Raw genomic sequence first — 16,130 nt, forward strand, 5'->3', positions numbered from 1 at the left:
GTACCCCCTCTGAAGGTGAGTGTTGTGGCATGCGCATTCTGATCGTTGAGGATAATGAAGACATCGCGGGTAATCTTTATGATTACCTGGAAGGTGCGGGCAACGAGGTTGAGTGGGTGCAGGATGGCTATGCAGCGCTTGGAATGCTGGCTGCTGAGGAGTTCGACGCCGTTGTCCTTGATCTACTTCTTCCCCGGCTTTCGGGTATGGATGTGTGTCGAGTGCTGCGGAAGGATCGGCATGTCGATGTGCCGATCCTCATGTTGACTGCGCTAGATTCTGTAAAGGACAAGGTCCAAGGGTTCGAAGCCGGAGCGGACGACTATCTTGCAAAGCCATTTGCCATGGAAGAAGTGCTGGCGCGTCTGAAGGCTTTGGTAAACAGACGCGGTGGAGCGGTGGTTCTGCAGCCGCTGGCTGCAGGCCCAATAAGCTATGATCCCCTTTCCCAGACGGTCTGGTTGCAAGGCAGCGAAGTGGTCTTGCAACCCAAAAGTCTTCAGATCCTGCTGGCTTTTCTCAAACAGCCGCAGAGAACTTTCGGTCGTGCCGAGATTGAACGGATCGTCTGGGGCAATGATGAAATGCGGTCCGAGGCAGTGCGTGCCCATATGTCGACCCTGCGACGAGCCTTGCACTCGGACAGCCTGCCGGTCGCAATTCAAACGCTTCATGGCATAGGCTACCGGCTGTCGCCCGAGTTTTTGGACGCCGGTAGCGCTGTTCCCTGATGTTTGTCAAAGCAACCTCGATCCCGAAACTCCAGCTGGCGACCCAGCTGACAATTTTCGTTGTCTTCGCGGTTCTCGTCTCGGTTATTGCGGCTTATCTCGTCACCCTGCAGGCCGAACGTTCCTTCGAGTTCCGAAAAGCTGAGGCACGAGCCAATACGTTGGCGCCCGCTCTGACGAGCGGCGGGATCGATACAATCCTGGGAGTGGCTTGGGTTCTGCCACGACGCGACCCTTTGGCCGAAGTCCCACCACCCGATATCGCGGCCTTACCTGTCGGTCACCACCTTTTGCAACGCCCTGAAGGCACTATTCACGCAGTCGTAAGGCCGATGACAGAGGGAAGGCGAAGTATCGTATTGTATGCTTCGGCACCGCATTTGGAACAGCGCGCTACCTTGTTGCGCCTGCTTGGAGGAACCGCGTTGGTCCTCGTGGCGGCGACCGTGGCGCTTGCTCCTTGGTGGGCCGGATTTCTATTGCGCTATGATCCCATGGTGCGGCGACGGATTGGGAGACAAATGTCGCATGCCGCGCGCGAAGCGTTCCAGTCGCAAGGTGCCAGTACCTCTACCTTGGCGCTGACATATACTGAATATGTGCGCTTGCTCTACGATCCCGATGAGCGCTCGAGAGAGTTCATCGCGAACGTAGCACATGAACTACGCACGCCGATCACGGTTGTTCGGTCGGGTTGTGAAGTAATCGTCGGCAACCCCAATCTTGAGGTGCGAAACGAACGTCGCTTGATAAGAATGATTGCTGCCCTTGATCACATGAGCGAAACCATTGAAAGTTTCGTGTTGCTGGCGCGTGATGGAGATTATGGCATCAGGTCCCGCGTAGAGATTGCAAAGTTATTTGCGGAAGTCATTTCGTTGCACGCCGCGGAGGCTGAAGCGCGGGAGGTTTTCATCGTATTGGGGCACTGTGATCCGACTCCAGTTGAGGTGCCACGTGAAGCATTGGCAACGGTTGTGTCGAACCTGCTGCGCAATGCCATACGTCACGGTGCCCGAGGTGGGCAGATTGACCTGACGTTCCGACAGGGTGAATTGCGCGTAGGCAACAATGGCGCCGGCATTTCGCAAGAAGAGAAGGAGAAGATTTTCCGCCCCTTCTACCGTGCCAGAAATGCGGCCGAGGAAGGCTCGTTCGGGTTGGGTCTTGGTCTGGCGATCGTCAAACGTATTTGCGAAGCCTGCAACTGGAATATCGACGTGCAAAGCCCAGAAGCAAACAGGACTGTCTTCTCGATCCGGATTCTTTGAATTCCGGTGAATTGGTCATCCCCCCATTTCTGCAGGGGTGTGGTCGGGGCGGGCAGGATCGGCTACACCGCGCCCGTCACCAGCGGGAAACGAGATGACAGAGCGTGTTCTGACACCCATCGCCAGTGCCCGTCGCGGGCCTGTCTTGCGTCGTGGCTGGACCAGGCTCATCGGTGCCGCCGATGGCTAGGCTGGACTGGATCGGCGTCTGGTGCTGCGAGGGTGCGCTTGGGGTCTGGCTGATGGCGGCGGACGGCTCGGTGCTGGATCGGCATGTCCTGCAGGAAGCCGCGCAGCCGGTGACACCTGACGATGTCGCGGCGCGTCTTCTGCCTCTTGTTGCGGGCATGTCTCTGGCGGACCGGATCGATCCCGTGCCGGTGATCGCCTGCGGACTGGAAGGCGCTGCGCCGTTGCGCACGGTGCCCTGCGCTGCGCCGGGGATCGCTGAGGCTGCGCGCGTGCCGACACCCGATCCGCGCCTCGACCTGCGCGTTCTGCCGGGACTTGCGCAGCGGCAGCCGCGGGCGGTGATGCGCGGCGGCGAGACGGTCATCGCGGGGCTTTTCGCCGTAGCGCCGGGGTTCGACGGCGTGCTGTGCCTGTGCGGCGCGGCCTCGACGGTCTGGGCCCGGCTGAGCGCGGGCGAGGTGGTGAGTTTTGCCACGTTCATGACCGGCGAGATGCTGGAGATGCTTGGCACGGACATGAACCAGCAGAACGACGACCGGGACGCCTTCACGGCGGCGCTTGCCGAGGCGATGTCGCGTCCCGCCGGTCTGGCGTCGATGCTGAGCGCGGTGCGGGCAGAGGCCGACCTCGATGCGCTTGCCCCAGCGGCGGTTCAGGCGCGGATTTCGGGGGCCTTGATCGGGGCGGAACTGGCGGCCGCGCGGCCGTATTGGCTGGGTCAGACGGTCGTTGTTGCGGGCGAGGGCGCGTTGGCAGAGGCTTACGGCGCCGCGCTGGCAGATCAGGGCGCCGCGCCGCGCAGCGCGCGCAGTCAAGACCTTGCACTTGCAGGTCTGACTGCGGCTCGCCGCCAGCTTGCATCGCCCGAGGTCTGACCGCGGCCCAAGTGTCCGATGTCATCGTGATAAGTATTTCAAATCACAATTATCAATAATTGCAACTTAAACAAATTCTAATTCTACGCTAAACCGCCTCTCAATGGCGGAATCTGCGACGCTTCGTCCCCATATGCAGGGCAAGGCGCGGCGCGGAGCCGCCCGCGCAATCCACTCGATACCTCTGTATGGGAGAGAACCATGGACGGAAACGACGTCGCCAAGTGCCCCGTGATGCACGCCACCAACCGTGCGCGGAGCAACCGCGAATGGTGGCCGAACCAGCTTAACCTTAAGATCCTGCATCAGAATTCGCCGCTGGGTGATCCGATGGACGAAGGCTTTGACTATGCCGATGCGTTCAACACCCTGAACTATGACGGCGTAAAGCAGGACCTGCATGCGCTGATGACGGACAGCCAGGCGTGGTGGCCTGCGGACTATGGCCACTACGGGCCGTTCTTCATCCGCATGGCGTGGCACTCGGCGGGCACCTACCGCACCGGCGACGGGCGCGGTGGCTCGTCCTCGGGCTCGCAGCGCTTTGCGCCGCTGAACTCCTGGCCGGACAACGCCAACCTCGACAAGGCGCGGCGCCTTCTGTGGCCGATCAAGCAGAAGTACGGGCGCGCGCTGTCCTGGGCGGACCTGTTGATTATGGCGGGCAACGTCGCCATCGAGTCGATGGGCGGCAAGACGTTTGGCTTCGGCGGCGGACGCGAGGACATCTGGGAACCCGAGGAAGACATCTACTGGGGCACCGAGGAAGAGTGGCTCGCCACCTCCGACAAGCCCGGCAGCCGCTACTCGGGCGAGCGCGAGCTTGAGAACCCGCTGGCCGCCGTGCAGATGGGCCTGATCTACGTGAATCCCGAAGGCCCCGACGGTCGCCCTGACCCCGCAGCCTCGGCGCATGATATCCGCGAGACCTTTGCCCGCATGGCGATGAACGACGAGGAAACCGTCGCGCTGACGGCTGGCGGCCACACCTTCGGCAAGTGCCACGGCGCGGGCGACGCATCGCTGGTGCAGGCGGAACCCGAGGGCGCGGACATCGTCGAGCAGGGGCTTGGCTGGATGTCGGGCCACGGTATCGGCAACGGCGACGACACCATCACCTCGGGGATCGAGGGCGCCTGGACGCCGAACCCGGTCAAGTGGGACAACGGCTACTTCGACATGCTGTTCGGCTACGAGTGGGAGCTGACCAAGAGCCCCGCAGGCGCGTGGCAGTGGCAGCCCAAGGACGTGCGCGAGGAAGACATGGCGCCCAAGGCCCATGACGCGTCCGGCAAGCAGATCACCATGATGACCACCGCCGACATGGCGATGCGCGTCGATCCGGCCTATGAGAAGATCTCGCGCCGGTTCCACGAGAACCCCGACCAGTTCGCCGACGCCTTCGCCCGCGCGTGGTTCAAGCTGACCCACCGCGACATGGGCCCCAAGACGCGGTATCTTGGACCGGAAGTGCCTGCGGAAGACCTGATCTGGCAGGACCCGATCCCGGCGCGCGATCATGACCTGATCGACTCCGCCGATGTGAATGCTCTGAAGGCACAGCTGCTCGACAGCGGCCTGACCGTGCAGGAACTCGTCTACACCGCATGGTCCTCTGCCTCGACGTTCCGCGGGTCGGACAAGCGCGGCGGCGCCAACGGTGCGCGCATCCGCCTTGCCCCGCAGGCCGGGTGGGAGGTCAACCAGCCCGAGCAGCTGAAGAAGGTGCTGGGCGTGCTGGAAGGCATCCAGTCGGACTTCAACGGCAAGCAATCCGGCGGCAAGCGCGTGTCGCTGGCCGATCTGATCGTGCTGGGCGGCTCGGCTGCGGTCGAAAAGGCGGCGAAGGACGCGGGCCACGACATCGAAGTGCCGTTCACCCCGGGCCGCACCGACGCCACCGCTGAGCAGACCGACGCGGAATCCTTCGACGTGCTCGAACCGATGGCGGATGGCTTCCGCAACTACCTCAAGACCGACTACACCCTGCCGACCGAGCAGCTTCTGATCGACAAGGCGCAGCTTCTGACGCTGACCGCGCCCGAGATGACGGTGCTTGTCGGCGGTATGCGTGCGCTGGGCGCCACCTATGGCGGATCGCAGCACGGGGTGTTCACGGACCGCCCTGGCCAGCTGACGAACGACGTCTTCGTCAACCTGATGGACATGGGCATCAAGTGGGCCGCCAAGGACGGCGAGGACGGCGTCTACGAGGCCAAGGATCGCGACACCGGCGCGGTCAAATGGACCGGCACGCGGGTCGATCTGGTGTTCGGCTCGAACTCGCAGCTGCGCGCGCTGGTCGAGGTCTATGCCGCCAGCGACGCCGAGAAGAAGTTCGTGGCGGACTTCGTGAAGGCCTGGGTCAAGGTGATGGACGCCGACCGTTTCGACGCCGCCTGATCCACTTCCCCGGCGGCAGCGATGCCGCCGGGGACACCGATCATTCTGCGGGCATCAGCCCGGTTATCAACTGCCGCAGGCCAAGCGCCGCGCCCGCGAAAATTGCCAGGACGGTGACCGGAGCGGACAGTGCCAGCACCGAGAACGCCGACAACCCCTGACCCACGGTGCAGCCGAGCGCCAGCACCGCGCCGACGCCCATCAGCGCCGCGCCGATGATCTGGCGGCGCAATTCGCGCGGGTCCTCGCAGGCTTCCCAACGGAAATGTCCTTTCACAAGACTGCCCGCGAAGGCGCCTGCCAGCACCCCCGCCACCGACCCGACGCCAAAGCTGACGCTGCGGCCGGACGCGGTCATCAGGTACAGCATGGAATCCCCAAGCGGCGCTGCGAAGGTGTGCGACACCACCGGCAGCCCGTCGAACCCGTTGGTCGCCACCCAGGTCGTGCCGACCCAGCCCGACACGATCGCCACGCCGACGACAACCGACCAGAACACCATGCCGCGTGTGGAGGCAAAGCGCCGGTCGGCCAGCGAAAACGCCAGGATCGCCCCGCCGATCAGGATGCCGGTGGCCACGACAGGCACCCCGGCAAAGCTTGCCAGATGATGCGCGATGCCGGGCGCGGTGCCGGTGAGGGCATAGCCGGGGAAGGCCCAGACCCGCAGCGCGGCAAACGGGCCGGACAGCACCGCATAGGCGGACAATCCCATCACAAGGACGATCACGAAGGACCGGAAATCGCCGCCGCCGACCCGCGCCAGCGCGCCGAAGCCGCAGTTTCCCGCCAGCGCCATACCATAGCCGAACAACAGGCCGCCAAGGATGCCTGCCACCGGGTTCCACGCGGTTCCCAGATAGACCGAGCGGTCAAGCGACGCCCAGCCCGCTGCCGCCGCCGCGAAGGTCAGCAGCACCGCAGTGCCGATGGCCACGCCCCACATCCGCAACCGGCGGGTGTCACCGCCGTAAAGCGCATCCTCGATCGCGCCAAGCGAACAGAACCGCCCCAGCCGCGCAGCAAGACCCAGCAACAGACCGCCGCCGAAGCCGATCACGGCCACCATCAATGGCTCTCCGAAAAGATCCAGCATCCCAAGGCTCCCTTCCCAAGGCGCCGGAGTTATTTGTGTTGTTTGTCCTCCGGCGCGTCCGGCCTGCAGAACAGGTCATAGACAACGTCGATGATCCGCGCGGGGCGGTCGTCCGTCAAGGAATAGTAGATCGCCTTGCCATCACGGCGCGGCGTGACCAGCCCTTCGAGACGCAGGCGAGCCAGTTGCTGCGAGACGGCAGCCTGACGGGCCGACAGCAAGTCTTCCAACTCGGTCACGGATTTCTCGCCCGAGGCGAGGTGGCACAGGATCATCAACCGGCCTTCATGGCTGATCGCCTTGAGGAAGTTCGACGCGCGCTGGGCGTTCGTCATCATCCGGTCCATGTCGTCGTCGCACATGTCTGCGGTGATGCGCGGCAGCGACAGGAACGGCACGCCCTCGGCGTGGTCCATCGCGTCGTCCGTCAGGCGATCATTTCCGTCCATTGCGTCATCCGGCCTGGTCATGGTCGATCCCAGCGTCATCGAGCATCCGCTGAAGCAGCCCCCAGAAGAAATCTTCCCCCGGATACCCCTCGATGCGAGCTAATTCCTGTCCGTCGCGAATCAAGACGAAGGTCGGCGTGTAATGCAAGCGTGTATCTAGCGTGATGCCGTCCGGCAGGGGATCGTGGATATCCACCCGCAAGAGCGGCGCGGCCTGTCCCTCGGCGGTCAGCGGATATTCTGGCGCGACTTCGGCGTTCCAGCGGGCGCACCACATGCAGCCCGCTTCTTCGGCCATCAGAAGCCGGGTTTCCGCCTGCGCGCACAAGGCCGAGGCCTGAAGCGCGAGTGCTGCCAAGCCCAGTCTGAGTGCGGAAAGGAATGTCGATTGACCTACCATATTCGCCAATCATAATGTGTTTATGTATTCCGGGCAAGCCGAGGGAGGGGCCATGTTCGATGTTACGCTCGCAGGGGCCTTGCTTGCGGGGCTTCTGTCCTTCCTGTCGCCCTGCGTCCTGCCTATCGTCCCCTTCTACCTGTCCTACCTTGCAGGAGCCAGTGTCCAGTCATTGCAGGACGGATCAGAGATTCCGGCGGGAACGCGCAACCGTGCGGTTCTGGCGTCAATCTTCTTTGCGCTTGGCGTGGCGACGATCTTTGTCGCGCTGGGGGCCACGGCGACCGCTTTTGGCCAGGTGCTGCGCGACTGGTTCGGCATCCTGCGGTGGATCGCGGCGGCGATCATCATCGCGATGGGCCTGCATTTCCTTGGCGTGATCCGCATCGGCATTCTCTACCGTCAGTTCAACACCAACGCGGGCGACACGTCCAAGACGTCGCTCCTGGGCGCCTACGTGATCGGGCTTGCCTTCGCCTTTGGCTGGACGCCTTGCGTTGGGCCGGTGCTGGCGGCGATCCTGTTCATGGCAGGCGGTCAGGATTCGGTGGGCGAGGGGATGCGGCTTTTGCTGGCCTATGCGGTGGGGATGACGGCGCCCTTCGTGCTGGCCGCCTTCTTCATCGGGCCGTTCCTGCGCTGGATGCGCGGGTTCCGTCGCCACCTGGGCAAGATCGAAAAGGCGATGGGCGCGCTTCTGGTGGTGTTCGGCATCCTGATTGCGACAAACATGGTCAACTGGATCGCCAACGCGATGCTGACGATATGGCCGACGATTGGCTGAACGGGAGGATTGAGATGAAACGTGTTCTGATGACGCTTCTGGCCGTGATCTGGGCCGGAACGGCGGCGGCCGTGACAATCGGCGACGACGGCCTGCACAAGACCGAGTGGATGCACGACACCTTCAAGGACCTGCGCGAGGATCTCGCCGAGGCCAATGCCGAGGGAAAGCGCCTGCTGGTGATGATCGAGCAGCGCGGCTGCATCTACTGCACGAAGATGCACGAAGAGGTCTATCCGCGCGACGACATCTCGGCGCTGCTGAATGACAACTACTTCGTCGTGCAGATCAACATGTTCGGCGATGTCGAGATCACCGATTTCGACGGCGAATCGATGTCTGAAAAGGATGCGATCCGCCGCTGGGGGGTGATGTTCACTCCGACGCTGATGTTCTTCCCCGAAGAGGTGCCCGAAGGCGTGACCGCCGAGGACGCTGCCGTTGCGGTGATGCCCGGTGCCTTTGGTCCCGGCACCACGCGGAACCTGCTGGCATGGGTGCTGGAGCATGGTTATGACGGAGACGAGAACTTTCAGAAGTATCACGCCCGCATGCTGGAACAGGGCGGCACCGACTGAGAACCGACCGAGGAATGCTGCGGCGCAACATATTTCAAAATTCAAGTTAATGAATTTAATGTTGCGTCCGGGTCGAACGGTGCGCTACCGTATACCGAAAATAAGGGATCAGGGAGGATCTATGAAAACATCGCAGCTTATCGTTGCCCTTGCGGTTTGCGCGGCGTCCGCCGCGAACGCCGAAAGCCACGGCAACGCCATCGCACCGACTGCGGTCGCCTTCACCGACGGTGCGGTCGAGATGTCGCTGTCCGGTCAGCCCGGTGATCCGGCAGCGGGCCGGATCCTGATGAACAAGGGGTCGGGCAACTGCGTTGCCTGCCACCAGGTCACCGATCTTCCCGAATATGCCTTCCAGGGCGAAATCGGCCCGATCCTCGACGGCGTCGCCGATCGCTGGTCCGAGGCTGAGCTGCGCGGGATCGTGACGAACGCAAAGATCATGTTCCCCGACTCGATGATGCCGTCGTTCTACAAGACCGAAGGCTTCATCCGTCCGGGCAACAAGTTCACCGGCAAGGCCGCAGAGGGGGAGGTTGCTCCGCTTCTGACGGCCCAGCAAGTCGAAGATGTGGTTGCCTACCTCATGACCCTCAAGGACATGTAGGCTACCGAGACAGGAGAGAATGACATGAATTTCACACGACGCCAGTCGATCCTCACAGGCCTTGGCGCCGCGGTTGCAGCCTTTCTGCCCTTCCGCGCCTTTGCCGCCGTCGAGGACAATATCGCCGAGTTCACCGGCGGGGCAGAGCCTGGCTCTGGCGGCATCACGCTGACCGCGCCCGAGATCGCCGAGAACGGCAACACGGTTCCGATCGAAGTGTCCGCACCCGGTGCGGTCTCGATCGCCGTATTTGCTGCAGGGAACCCGACCCCGGCTGTGGCGACGTTCAACTTCGGCCCGCTCGCGGCCTCGCAGTCCGCCTCGACCCGTATCCGCCTTGCCGGAACGCAGGACGTGGTCGCCGTTGCCAAGATGGCCGACGGCAGCTTCGTCAGCGACCGCAAGGAAGTGAAGGTCACCATCGGCGGCTGCGGCGGCTAAGGCTCAGGACAAGGACACCAAGATCATGGCAGACAACGTAAAACCCCGCGTGAAAGTGCCGAAGTCCGCTTCGGCCGGCGAGGCCATCGTCATCAAGACGCTGATCTCGCACCCGATGGAATCCGGCCAGCGCAAGGACTCCAGCGGCAACCCGATCCCGCGTTCGATCATCAATCGCTTCGTCGTCGACTTCAACGGCGAGAACGTGATCGACATGACCCTCGAGCCCGCGATCTCGACCAACCCCTATGTCGAGTTCTCGGCCACCGTACCGGAATCGGGTGAATTCACCTTCACCTGGTACGACGACGACGGCTCGGTCTACACCGACACCCAGTCGATCAGCGTCGCCTGACGACACGCGAGAGCTGCGTCGCCGGGTCCACTGGCGACGCCTTCACAGGGAGGAAAACGAATGAAGAGAGCTTACGCTCCTGGCCGCTCGCTGGTCGCCGCACTCGCGATCGTGGCAGGCCTTGCCGTTCCGGCGATGGCGGACCCCGATGAGGATTCGCTGGTCATCAACGGCGATATCGAGATCGTGACCGAAACCGCCGCGCCTGCGCATCTTGACGGGATCAGCACGATCTATTCCGGCTGGCGGTTCCGCGGTGACGGCACCCAGGCCATGCAGATGGACGACTTCGACAACCCCGGCATGCTGGGCGTCGCCGCTGCGGAAGAAGTCTGGCAGGCCGTCGATGGCTCGGCTGGCGAAAGCTGCGCGTCTTGCCACGGCGATGCCACCGAGATGCGCGGCGTGAAGGCCGTGTATCCCAAGTGGAACGAAGAGGCGGGCGAGGTTCGCACGCTGGAGATGCAGATCAACGACTGCCGCGAAACCCGCATGGGCGCCGAGGCGTGGGGCTACACCAGCGGCGGCATGACCAACATGGTTGCGCTGCTGGCATCGGTGTCGCGCGGCGTTCCGGTGGACGTGGCGATCGACGGTCCGGCCCAGTCGGCCTGGGAAGCGGGCAAGGAAATCTACTACACCCGCTACGGTCTTCTGGAACAGTCCTGCGCGAATTGCCATGAGAACAGCTATGGCATGATGATCCGCGCTGACCACCTGAGCCAGGGCCAGATCAACGGCTTCCCGACCTATCGTCTCAAGAACACCAAGCTGAACGCGGCGCATGACCGCTTCAAGGGGTGCATCCGCGACACGATGGCCGAGACCTTTGCGCCCGGCAGCGACGAGTTCATCGCGCTCGAGCTTTACGTCGCCTCGCGCGGCAACGGTCTGTCCGTCGAAGGCCCGTCCGTCCGCAACTAAGACCAGCGCCCGCCCGGGACCTCCCGGCGCGGGCGTTTTCACAACAGTTGCATTCACTGATGCGAATAAATAAGATCAATGGACGAAAGGATGCCGGGGATGATCTCGCGTCGTGATTTTCTGCAAGCGGCCATGGCCACCAGCGCCCTCTACAGCGCCTCGGGGTTCGGCAACTGGTCCCGCCTTGCCGCCCAGCAGGCGCTGACGCAGGACGATCTGTTGAATTTCGACACCTTCGGCAACCTGACCCTGATCCACATCACCGACATCCATGCGCAGATGGTCCCGATCCTGTTCCGCGAGCCATCGGTGAACATCGGTGTCGGCGGCAACCGGGGGCAGGTGCCGCACCTGACCGGCGCCGACTTCCGCAAGTTCTACGGCATCGCCGACGGCAGCCCGTCGCACTATGCCCTGTCCTCGGGCGACTTCGAGGCGTTGGCGCGCAGCTATGGCCGGATGGGCGGTCTCGACCGCGTGTCCACGGTCGTCAACGCGATCCGCGCCGACCGTCCCGAAGCGATCCTGCTGGACGGCGGCGACACCTGGCACGGCTCCTACACCTGCTACCAGACGCAGGGGCAGGACATGGTCAACGTGATGAACGCGCTGAAGCCGGACGCGATGACCTTTCACTGGGAGTTCACGCTGGGATCGGACCGCGTGCACGAGATCGTCGAGGGATTGCCCTTTGCCGCGCTCGGCCAGAACATCTTTGACGCCGAGTGGGACGAGCCGGCCGAGATGTTCAAGCCCTACCAGTTCTTCGAGCGCGGCGGCCTGAACGTCGCCGTGATCGGGCAGGCGTTTCCCTACATGCCCATCGCCAACCCCGGCTGGATGTTCCCCGAATACAGCTTCGGCATCCGCGACGAGAACATGCAGGCGATGGTCGACGAGGTGCGCGCGCAGGGCGCCGACGTGGTCGTCTGCCTGTCGCACAACGGCTTTGACGTCGATAAAAAGATGGCGTCCATCGTCACCGGCATCGACGTGATCCTGTCGGGCCACACCCATGACGCGCTGCCCGAGCCTGTGCTGGTCGGCGAGACGATCATCGTCGCCTCGGGGTCCAACGGCAAGTTCGTCAGCCGCGTCGATCTGGACATCCAGAACGGCCGCATGATGGGCTTCCGCCACAAGCTGATCCCGATCTTCTCGGACGTGATCGCGCCGGACCCGGTGGTGACGGCGGCGATCGAGGCGGAACGCGCGCCCTACGCCGACACGCTGGCCGAGGTGATCGGCCAGACCGACAGCGTTCTCTACCGGCGCGGCAACGTCAACGGATCGTGGGACGACCTGATCTGCGACGCCCTGCTGGAAGAGCGCGAGGCCGAGATTGCCCTGTCGCCCGGCGTGCGTTGGGGGCCAAGCCTGATCCCCGGAGACATCACCCGCGAGGATATCTGGAACGTCACCTCGATGACCTACGGCGCCGCCTACCGCACCGAGATGACCGGCGAGTTCCTCAAGGTCGTCATGGAAGACGTGGCCGACAACATCTTCAACCCCGATCCCTACTACCAGCAGGGCGGCGACATGGTCCGCACCGGCGGACTTGGCTACCGCATCGACGTGACCAAGCCGCAGGGCGAGCGCATCAGCGAGATGACGCTGCGCGCCACCGGCGAGGCCATCGACCCGGCGCGCAGCTACGTCGTCGCGGGCTGGGCCAGCGTCAACGAGGGCACCGAAGGCCCGCAGATTTGGGACGTGGTGGAAAGCTACATCGCCCGCAAGGGCACCGTCACCGTCAATGAGAATGACAGCGTGCAGGTGGTCAACGCCTGACCCTGCGCGTCCGAAGGAGGAGTGAGAATGAGCGATCCGAAGGGACCAACCACATCGCGCCGCGCCTTTCTGGGCTCGGCCGCAGCGATGGGAACCGGGGCACTGGCCGCCGGTGTCGCCCATGCCGAAGGTGATCCGCTGATCCTGGAGAAACAGCCCTGGGCGCAGGAGTTCGGCGACGGCGTCGACGAAACGCCCTACGGCCTGCCGATCCGCTTTGAGGATGACGTGATCCGGCGCAACGTGCCGTGGCTGACCGCCGATCCGATCTCGTCGATCAACTTCACGCCGATCCATGCGCTTGACGGCACGATCACGCCGCAGGGCTGCGCGTTCGAGCGTCACCATTCCGGTGCGATCGAACTGGCCAAGGCGGACTACCGGCTGATGGTCAATGGAATGGTCGGCGCGCCGATGGTGTTCGACTATGCCGATCTGGAACGCTTCCCGCGCGAGAACCACGTCTATTTCTGCGAATGCGCGGCCAACACCGGCATGGAATGGGCGGGCGCGCAGCTGAACGGCGTGCAGTTCACCCACGGCATGATCCACAACATGGAATATTCCGGCGTGCCGCTGCGCACGCTGCTGGCCGAGGCCGGGTATGACGTGAACGGCGATCACAGCGGCAAGTGGGTCTATGTCGAGGGCGCGGATGCGTCGTCGAATGGTCGCTCGATCCCGATGGAAAAGGCGCTGGACGACTGCCTTGTCGCCTTCAAGGCCAACGGCGAGGCGCTGCGCAAGGAGCACGGTTATCCGGTGCGGCTGATCGTGCCGGGCTGGGAAGGCAACATGTGGGTGAAGTGGCTGCGCCGCATCGAAGTCACCGACGCCGCCGTCGAAAGCCGCGAGGAGACGTCGAAGTATACCGACACGCTGGCCGATGGCACCGCGCGCAAGTGGACCTGGGTGATGGACGCCAAGTCGGTCGTCACCTCGCCCAGCCCGCAGGCGCCGATCACCCACGGGCCCGGACCCCTGGTCATCACCGGGCTGGCATGGTCGGGTCACGGTCGGATCACCCGTGTGGATGTGTCCAAGGACGGCGGCATGACGTGGGAAACCGCGCGGCTGGCGGCGCCCGGGACGGCCATGGCGCTGACCCGCTTCTATCTCGACACCGACTGGACCGGCGAGGAGATGCTGCTGCAATCGCGCGCCATCGACGAGACCGGGTATGTCCAGCCGACCAAGGCACAGCTGCGCGAGGTGCGCGGCCTGAACTCGGTCTATCACAACAACTGCATCCAGACCTGGCACGTCAAGGCAAACGGAGAGGCAGAGAATGTCGAAGTTTCTTAAGCTTTTCGCACCCACCGCAACGGGCGCGGCGGCCGTTCTCGGCTCTGCCTATTTCCTCGCCGACCAGCTTGTGACGGACATGCCCGCCCCGGCGCGCGGCGAGATCGTGTCCGCCGCCGTCGCCGATACGGAGACCCAGGCGACAACGGACCAGGCAAGTGCGCCGGTGCAGCTTGCGTCCGCGGCGCCCGCGCGGGACGGCGGCTTCGGCCTTGGCCGTCCGGCGACCGAGGACGAGGTGCGCGCCTGGGACGTCAAGGTGATGCCCGACGGGCGCGGCCTGCCGGTCGGGTCCGGGTCGGTCGCGGATGGCGAGACGCTGTTCTCTGACAACTGCGCGGCGTGCCACGGCGAATTTGCAGAAGGCGCGGGCAACTGGCCCAAGCTGGCAGGCGGCGACGGCAGCCTAGCCAATGACGATCCGGTCAAGACCGTCGGGTCGTACTGGCCCTACCTGTCGACGGTCTATGACTATGTCCACCGCTCGATGCCGTTCGGCAACGCGCAGATCCTGACGCCGGACGAGACATACGCGATCACCGCGTATATCCTCTATTCCAACTTTCTGGTGGAGGACGATTTCGTCTTGTCGAACGAGAACTTCCTCGAGGTCGAGATGCCCAACGCGGGCGGTTTCATCGTCGATGACCGGCCCGAGACGGAGTATCCGCTGTGGCGCGCAGAGCCGTGCATGGAGGCGTGCAAGACCTCGGTCGAGATCACCATGCGCGCCACCGTGCTGGACGTGACCCCCGACGTGGAAGGCGACGAAGTGGCGGCAGAGACGGTTGCCGCGGCGCCTGCCGAGACCGCAGCCCCGGCCGAGGCCGAAACCGCCATCGCCGAGGCGCCTGCGCAGGACGCGGTCGGCCCCGATCCGGCCCTTGTGGCGGCGGGCGAGACGGTGTTCCGCAAATGCTCGTCCTGTCACCAGGTTGGAGACGGCGCCAAGAACCGCACCGGCCCGCATCTGAACGATCTGTTCGGGCGCACCATGGGCGGCATCGAGGGGTTCAAGTATTCCGGCGTCTTCCAGGAAGCCCGTGACGCGGGCCGGGTCTGGGACGAGGCGTCGCTGGCCGAGTTTCTGGCCAAGCCGCGCGAGTACATGAGCGGCACCAAGATGTCCTTTGCGGGCTTTCGCGACGACCAGGACACCGACGCCGTTCTGGCCTATCTGAAGACCTTCGACAGCGGAGAGTGACATGACCCTTCTTGCCCGTTTCTCCCTCGTCGCCGTGGTGGCCTGCCTTGCGCAGGTGGCCACGGCGGCGGAAGAAATCGGCGATGCAGAGCGGGGCGAAGCATTGTTCCGCCAGTGCCAGAGCTGTCACCAGATCGGGCCAGATGCGACCAACCGCGTCGGGCCTCATCTGAACGGTGTGTTCGGCCGCACCGCCGGGTCGGTCGAAGGCTTCCGCTACTCCAAGGCGTTCGAACGCGCCGGGTCCAAGGGCCTCGAATGGCACATCGACACGCTCGGCAGTTTTCTGGAGAATCCCAAGGCAATCGTCCCCGGCACGCGCATGAGTTATCGCGGTATGGCCGACGCCCAGGACCGCGCAGACCTGATCGCCTACATGCGTGACTTCTCTGCCTCGCCCGCGAACATCCCCGAATCCGATCCGACCGCCCGCGCGGTCAGCCATGACCTCGACCCCGCGATCCTCGAGATCCAGGGCGATCCAGCGTATGGCGAATACCTCGCGAGCGAATGCCAGACTTGCCACCGGGTCGATGGCCAGGACAGCGGCATTCCGTCAATCATTGCCTGGCCAGAGGACGATTTTGTCATCGCCATGCACGCCTACAAGACCAAGGCGCGCGAGCATCCCGTCATGAACATGATGGCCGGACGCCTGTCGAACGAAGAGATTGCGGCGCTCGCCGCATATTTTGCGACCCTGGAATAATCTGGGCGCACC

Annotated in this window: 17 protein-coding genes; 14 read left to right on the forward strand and 3 right to left on the reverse strand. The window is 63.9% G+C overall.

Going from position 1 to position 16,130, the window contains the following annotated elements; genetic code table 11:
* Positions 1 to 29: 29 nt before the first annotated feature.
* The 4 genes from KTJ87_RS10250 to katG all read left to right on the forward strand — a co-directional run bounded on the left by KTJ87_RS10250 (position 30) and on the right by katG (position 5,472).
* Positions 30 to 731: a response regulator transcription factor gene (locus KTJ87_RS10250; RefSeq protein ID WP_267139025.1), complete on the forward strand. Its 702-nt coding sequence runs from the start codon at positions 30 to 32 to the stop codon at positions 729 to 731.
* Positions 731 to 2,002, forward strand: a complete 1,272-nt coding sequence (locus KTJ87_RS10255; RefSeq protein WP_267139026.1) for a sensor histidine kinase — start codon at positions 731 to 733, stop codon at positions 2,000 to 2,002. Before KTJ87_RS10250 ends, KTJ87_RS10255 begins: the two co-directional genes overlap by 1 nt.
* A gap of 182 nt (positions 2,003 to 2,184) precedes the next feature.
* The gene (locus KTJ87_RS10260) at positions 2,185 to 3,069 is read left to right on the forward strand and encodes a 2-dehydro-3-deoxygalactonokinase (protein WP_267139027.1); all 885 of its coding nucleotides are present in this window, start codon (positions 2,185 to 2,187) and stop codon (positions 3,067 to 3,069) included.
* Positions 3,070 to 3,270: 201 nt separating this feature from the next.
* The gene (katG, locus tag KTJ87_RS10265; RefSeq protein ID WP_267139028.1) at positions 3,271 to 5,472 is read left to right on the forward strand and encodes a catalase/peroxidase HPI; all 2,202 of its coding nucleotides are present in this window, start codon (positions 3,271 to 3,273) and stop codon (positions 5,470 to 5,472) included.
* Between the two features lie 40 nt (positions 5,473 to 5,512).
* Here katG and KTJ87_RS10270 read toward each other — a convergent pair whose 3' ends face one another.
* The 3 genes from KTJ87_RS10270 to KTJ87_RS10280 are packed head-to-tail and all read right to left on the reverse strand — an operon-like array spanning position 5,513 to position 7,375.
* Entirely contained in the window at positions 5,513 to 6,568 is a 1,056-nt protein-coding gene (locus KTJ87_RS10270) for a YeeE/YedE family protein (protein ID WP_267139029.1), read from the reverse strand.
* Positions 6,569 to 6,597: 29 nt separating this feature from the next.
* The gene (locus tag KTJ87_RS10275) at positions 6,598 to 6,984 is read right to left on the reverse strand and encodes an ArsR/SmtB family transcription factor (protein ID WP_407650489.1); all 387 of its coding nucleotides are present in this window, start codon (positions 6,982 to 6,984) and stop codon (positions 6,598 to 6,600) included.
* Positions 6,985 to 7,021: 37 nt separating this feature from the next.
* Entirely contained in the window at positions 7,022 to 7,375 is a 354-nt protein-coding gene (locus KTJ87_RS10280) for a hypothetical protein (protein WP_323371735.1), read from the reverse strand.
* A 94-nt stretch (positions 7,376 to 7,469) separates the two neighbouring features.
* Between KTJ87_RS10280 and KTJ87_RS10285 the strand changes: the two genes are divergently transcribed.
* The 10 genes from KTJ87_RS10285 to KTJ87_RS10330 all read left to right on the forward strand — a co-directional run bounded on the left by KTJ87_RS10285 (position 7,470) and on the right by KTJ87_RS10330 (position 16,118).
* Entirely contained in the window at positions 7,470 to 8,201 is a 732-nt protein-coding gene (locus tag KTJ87_RS10285) for a cytochrome c biogenesis CcdA family protein (protein WP_267139030.1), read from the forward strand.
* Positions 8,202 to 8,215: 14 nt separating this feature from the next.
* On the forward strand, positions 8,216 to 8,779 hold the full coding sequence (locus KTJ87_RS10290) for a thioredoxin family protein (RefSeq protein WP_267139031.1): 564 nt from the start codon (positions 8,216 to 8,218) through the stop codon (positions 8,777 to 8,779).
* A gap of 121 nt (positions 8,780 to 8,900) precedes the next feature.
* A complete protein-coding gene (gene soxX, locus KTJ87_RS10295) occupies positions 8,901 to 9,386 on the forward strand; it encodes a sulfur oxidation c-type cytochrome SoxX (protein WP_267139032.1) in 486 nt (161 codons plus the stop codon).
* A 24-nt stretch (positions 9,387 to 9,410) separates the two neighbouring features.
* Positions 9,411 to 9,827, forward strand: a complete 417-nt coding sequence (gene soxY / locus KTJ87_RS10300) for a thiosulfate oxidation carrier protein SoxY (protein WP_267139033.1) — start codon at positions 9,411 to 9,413, stop codon at positions 9,825 to 9,827.
* 25 nt (positions 9,828 to 9,852) lie between these two features.
* Positions 9,853 to 10,182 (forward strand): thiosulfate oxidation carrier complex protein SoxZ, encoded by a 330-nt coding sequence (soxZ, locus tag KTJ87_RS10305; RefSeq protein WP_267139034.1) that lies wholly within the window; start codon positions 9,853 to 9,855, stop codon positions 10,180 to 10,182.
* A gap of 60 nt (positions 10,183 to 10,242) precedes the next feature.
* Entirely contained in the window at positions 10,243 to 11,106 is an 864-nt protein-coding gene (soxA, locus tag KTJ87_RS10310) for a sulfur oxidation c-type cytochrome SoxA (RefSeq protein WP_267139035.1), read from the forward strand.
* Between the two features lie 99 nt (positions 11,107 to 11,205).
* Complete coding sequence (gene soxB / locus KTJ87_RS10315) at positions 11,206 to 12,900, forward strand: thiosulfohydrolase SoxB (RefSeq protein ID WP_267139036.1); 1,695 nt, start codon at positions 11,206 to 11,208, stop codon at positions 12,898 to 12,900.
* A gap of 27 nt (positions 12,901 to 12,927) precedes the next feature.
* Positions 12,928 to 14,205, forward strand: a complete 1,278-nt coding sequence (soxC, locus tag KTJ87_RS10320; protein WP_267139037.1) for a sulfite dehydrogenase — start codon at positions 12,928 to 12,930, stop codon at positions 14,203 to 14,205.
* Complete coding sequence (locus KTJ87_RS10325; RefSeq protein ID WP_267139038.1) at positions 14,189 to 15,409, forward strand: c-type cytochrome; 1,221 nt, start codon at positions 14,189 to 14,191, stop codon at positions 15,407 to 15,409. Before soxC ends, KTJ87_RS10325 begins: the two co-directional genes overlap by 17 nt.
* A gap of 1 nt (position 15,410) precedes the next feature.
* Entirely contained in the window at positions 15,411 to 16,118 is a 708-nt protein-coding gene (locus tag KTJ87_RS10330; RefSeq protein WP_267139039.1) for a c-type cytochrome, read from the forward strand.
* Positions 16,119 to 16,130 lie beyond the last annotated feature (12 nt).

This window comes from Anianabacter salinae, assembly GCF_019061145.1.
Taxonomy (GTDB): Bacteria; Pseudomonadota; Alphaproteobacteria; order Rhodobacterales; family Rhodobacteraceae; genus Anianibacter; species Anianibacter salinarum.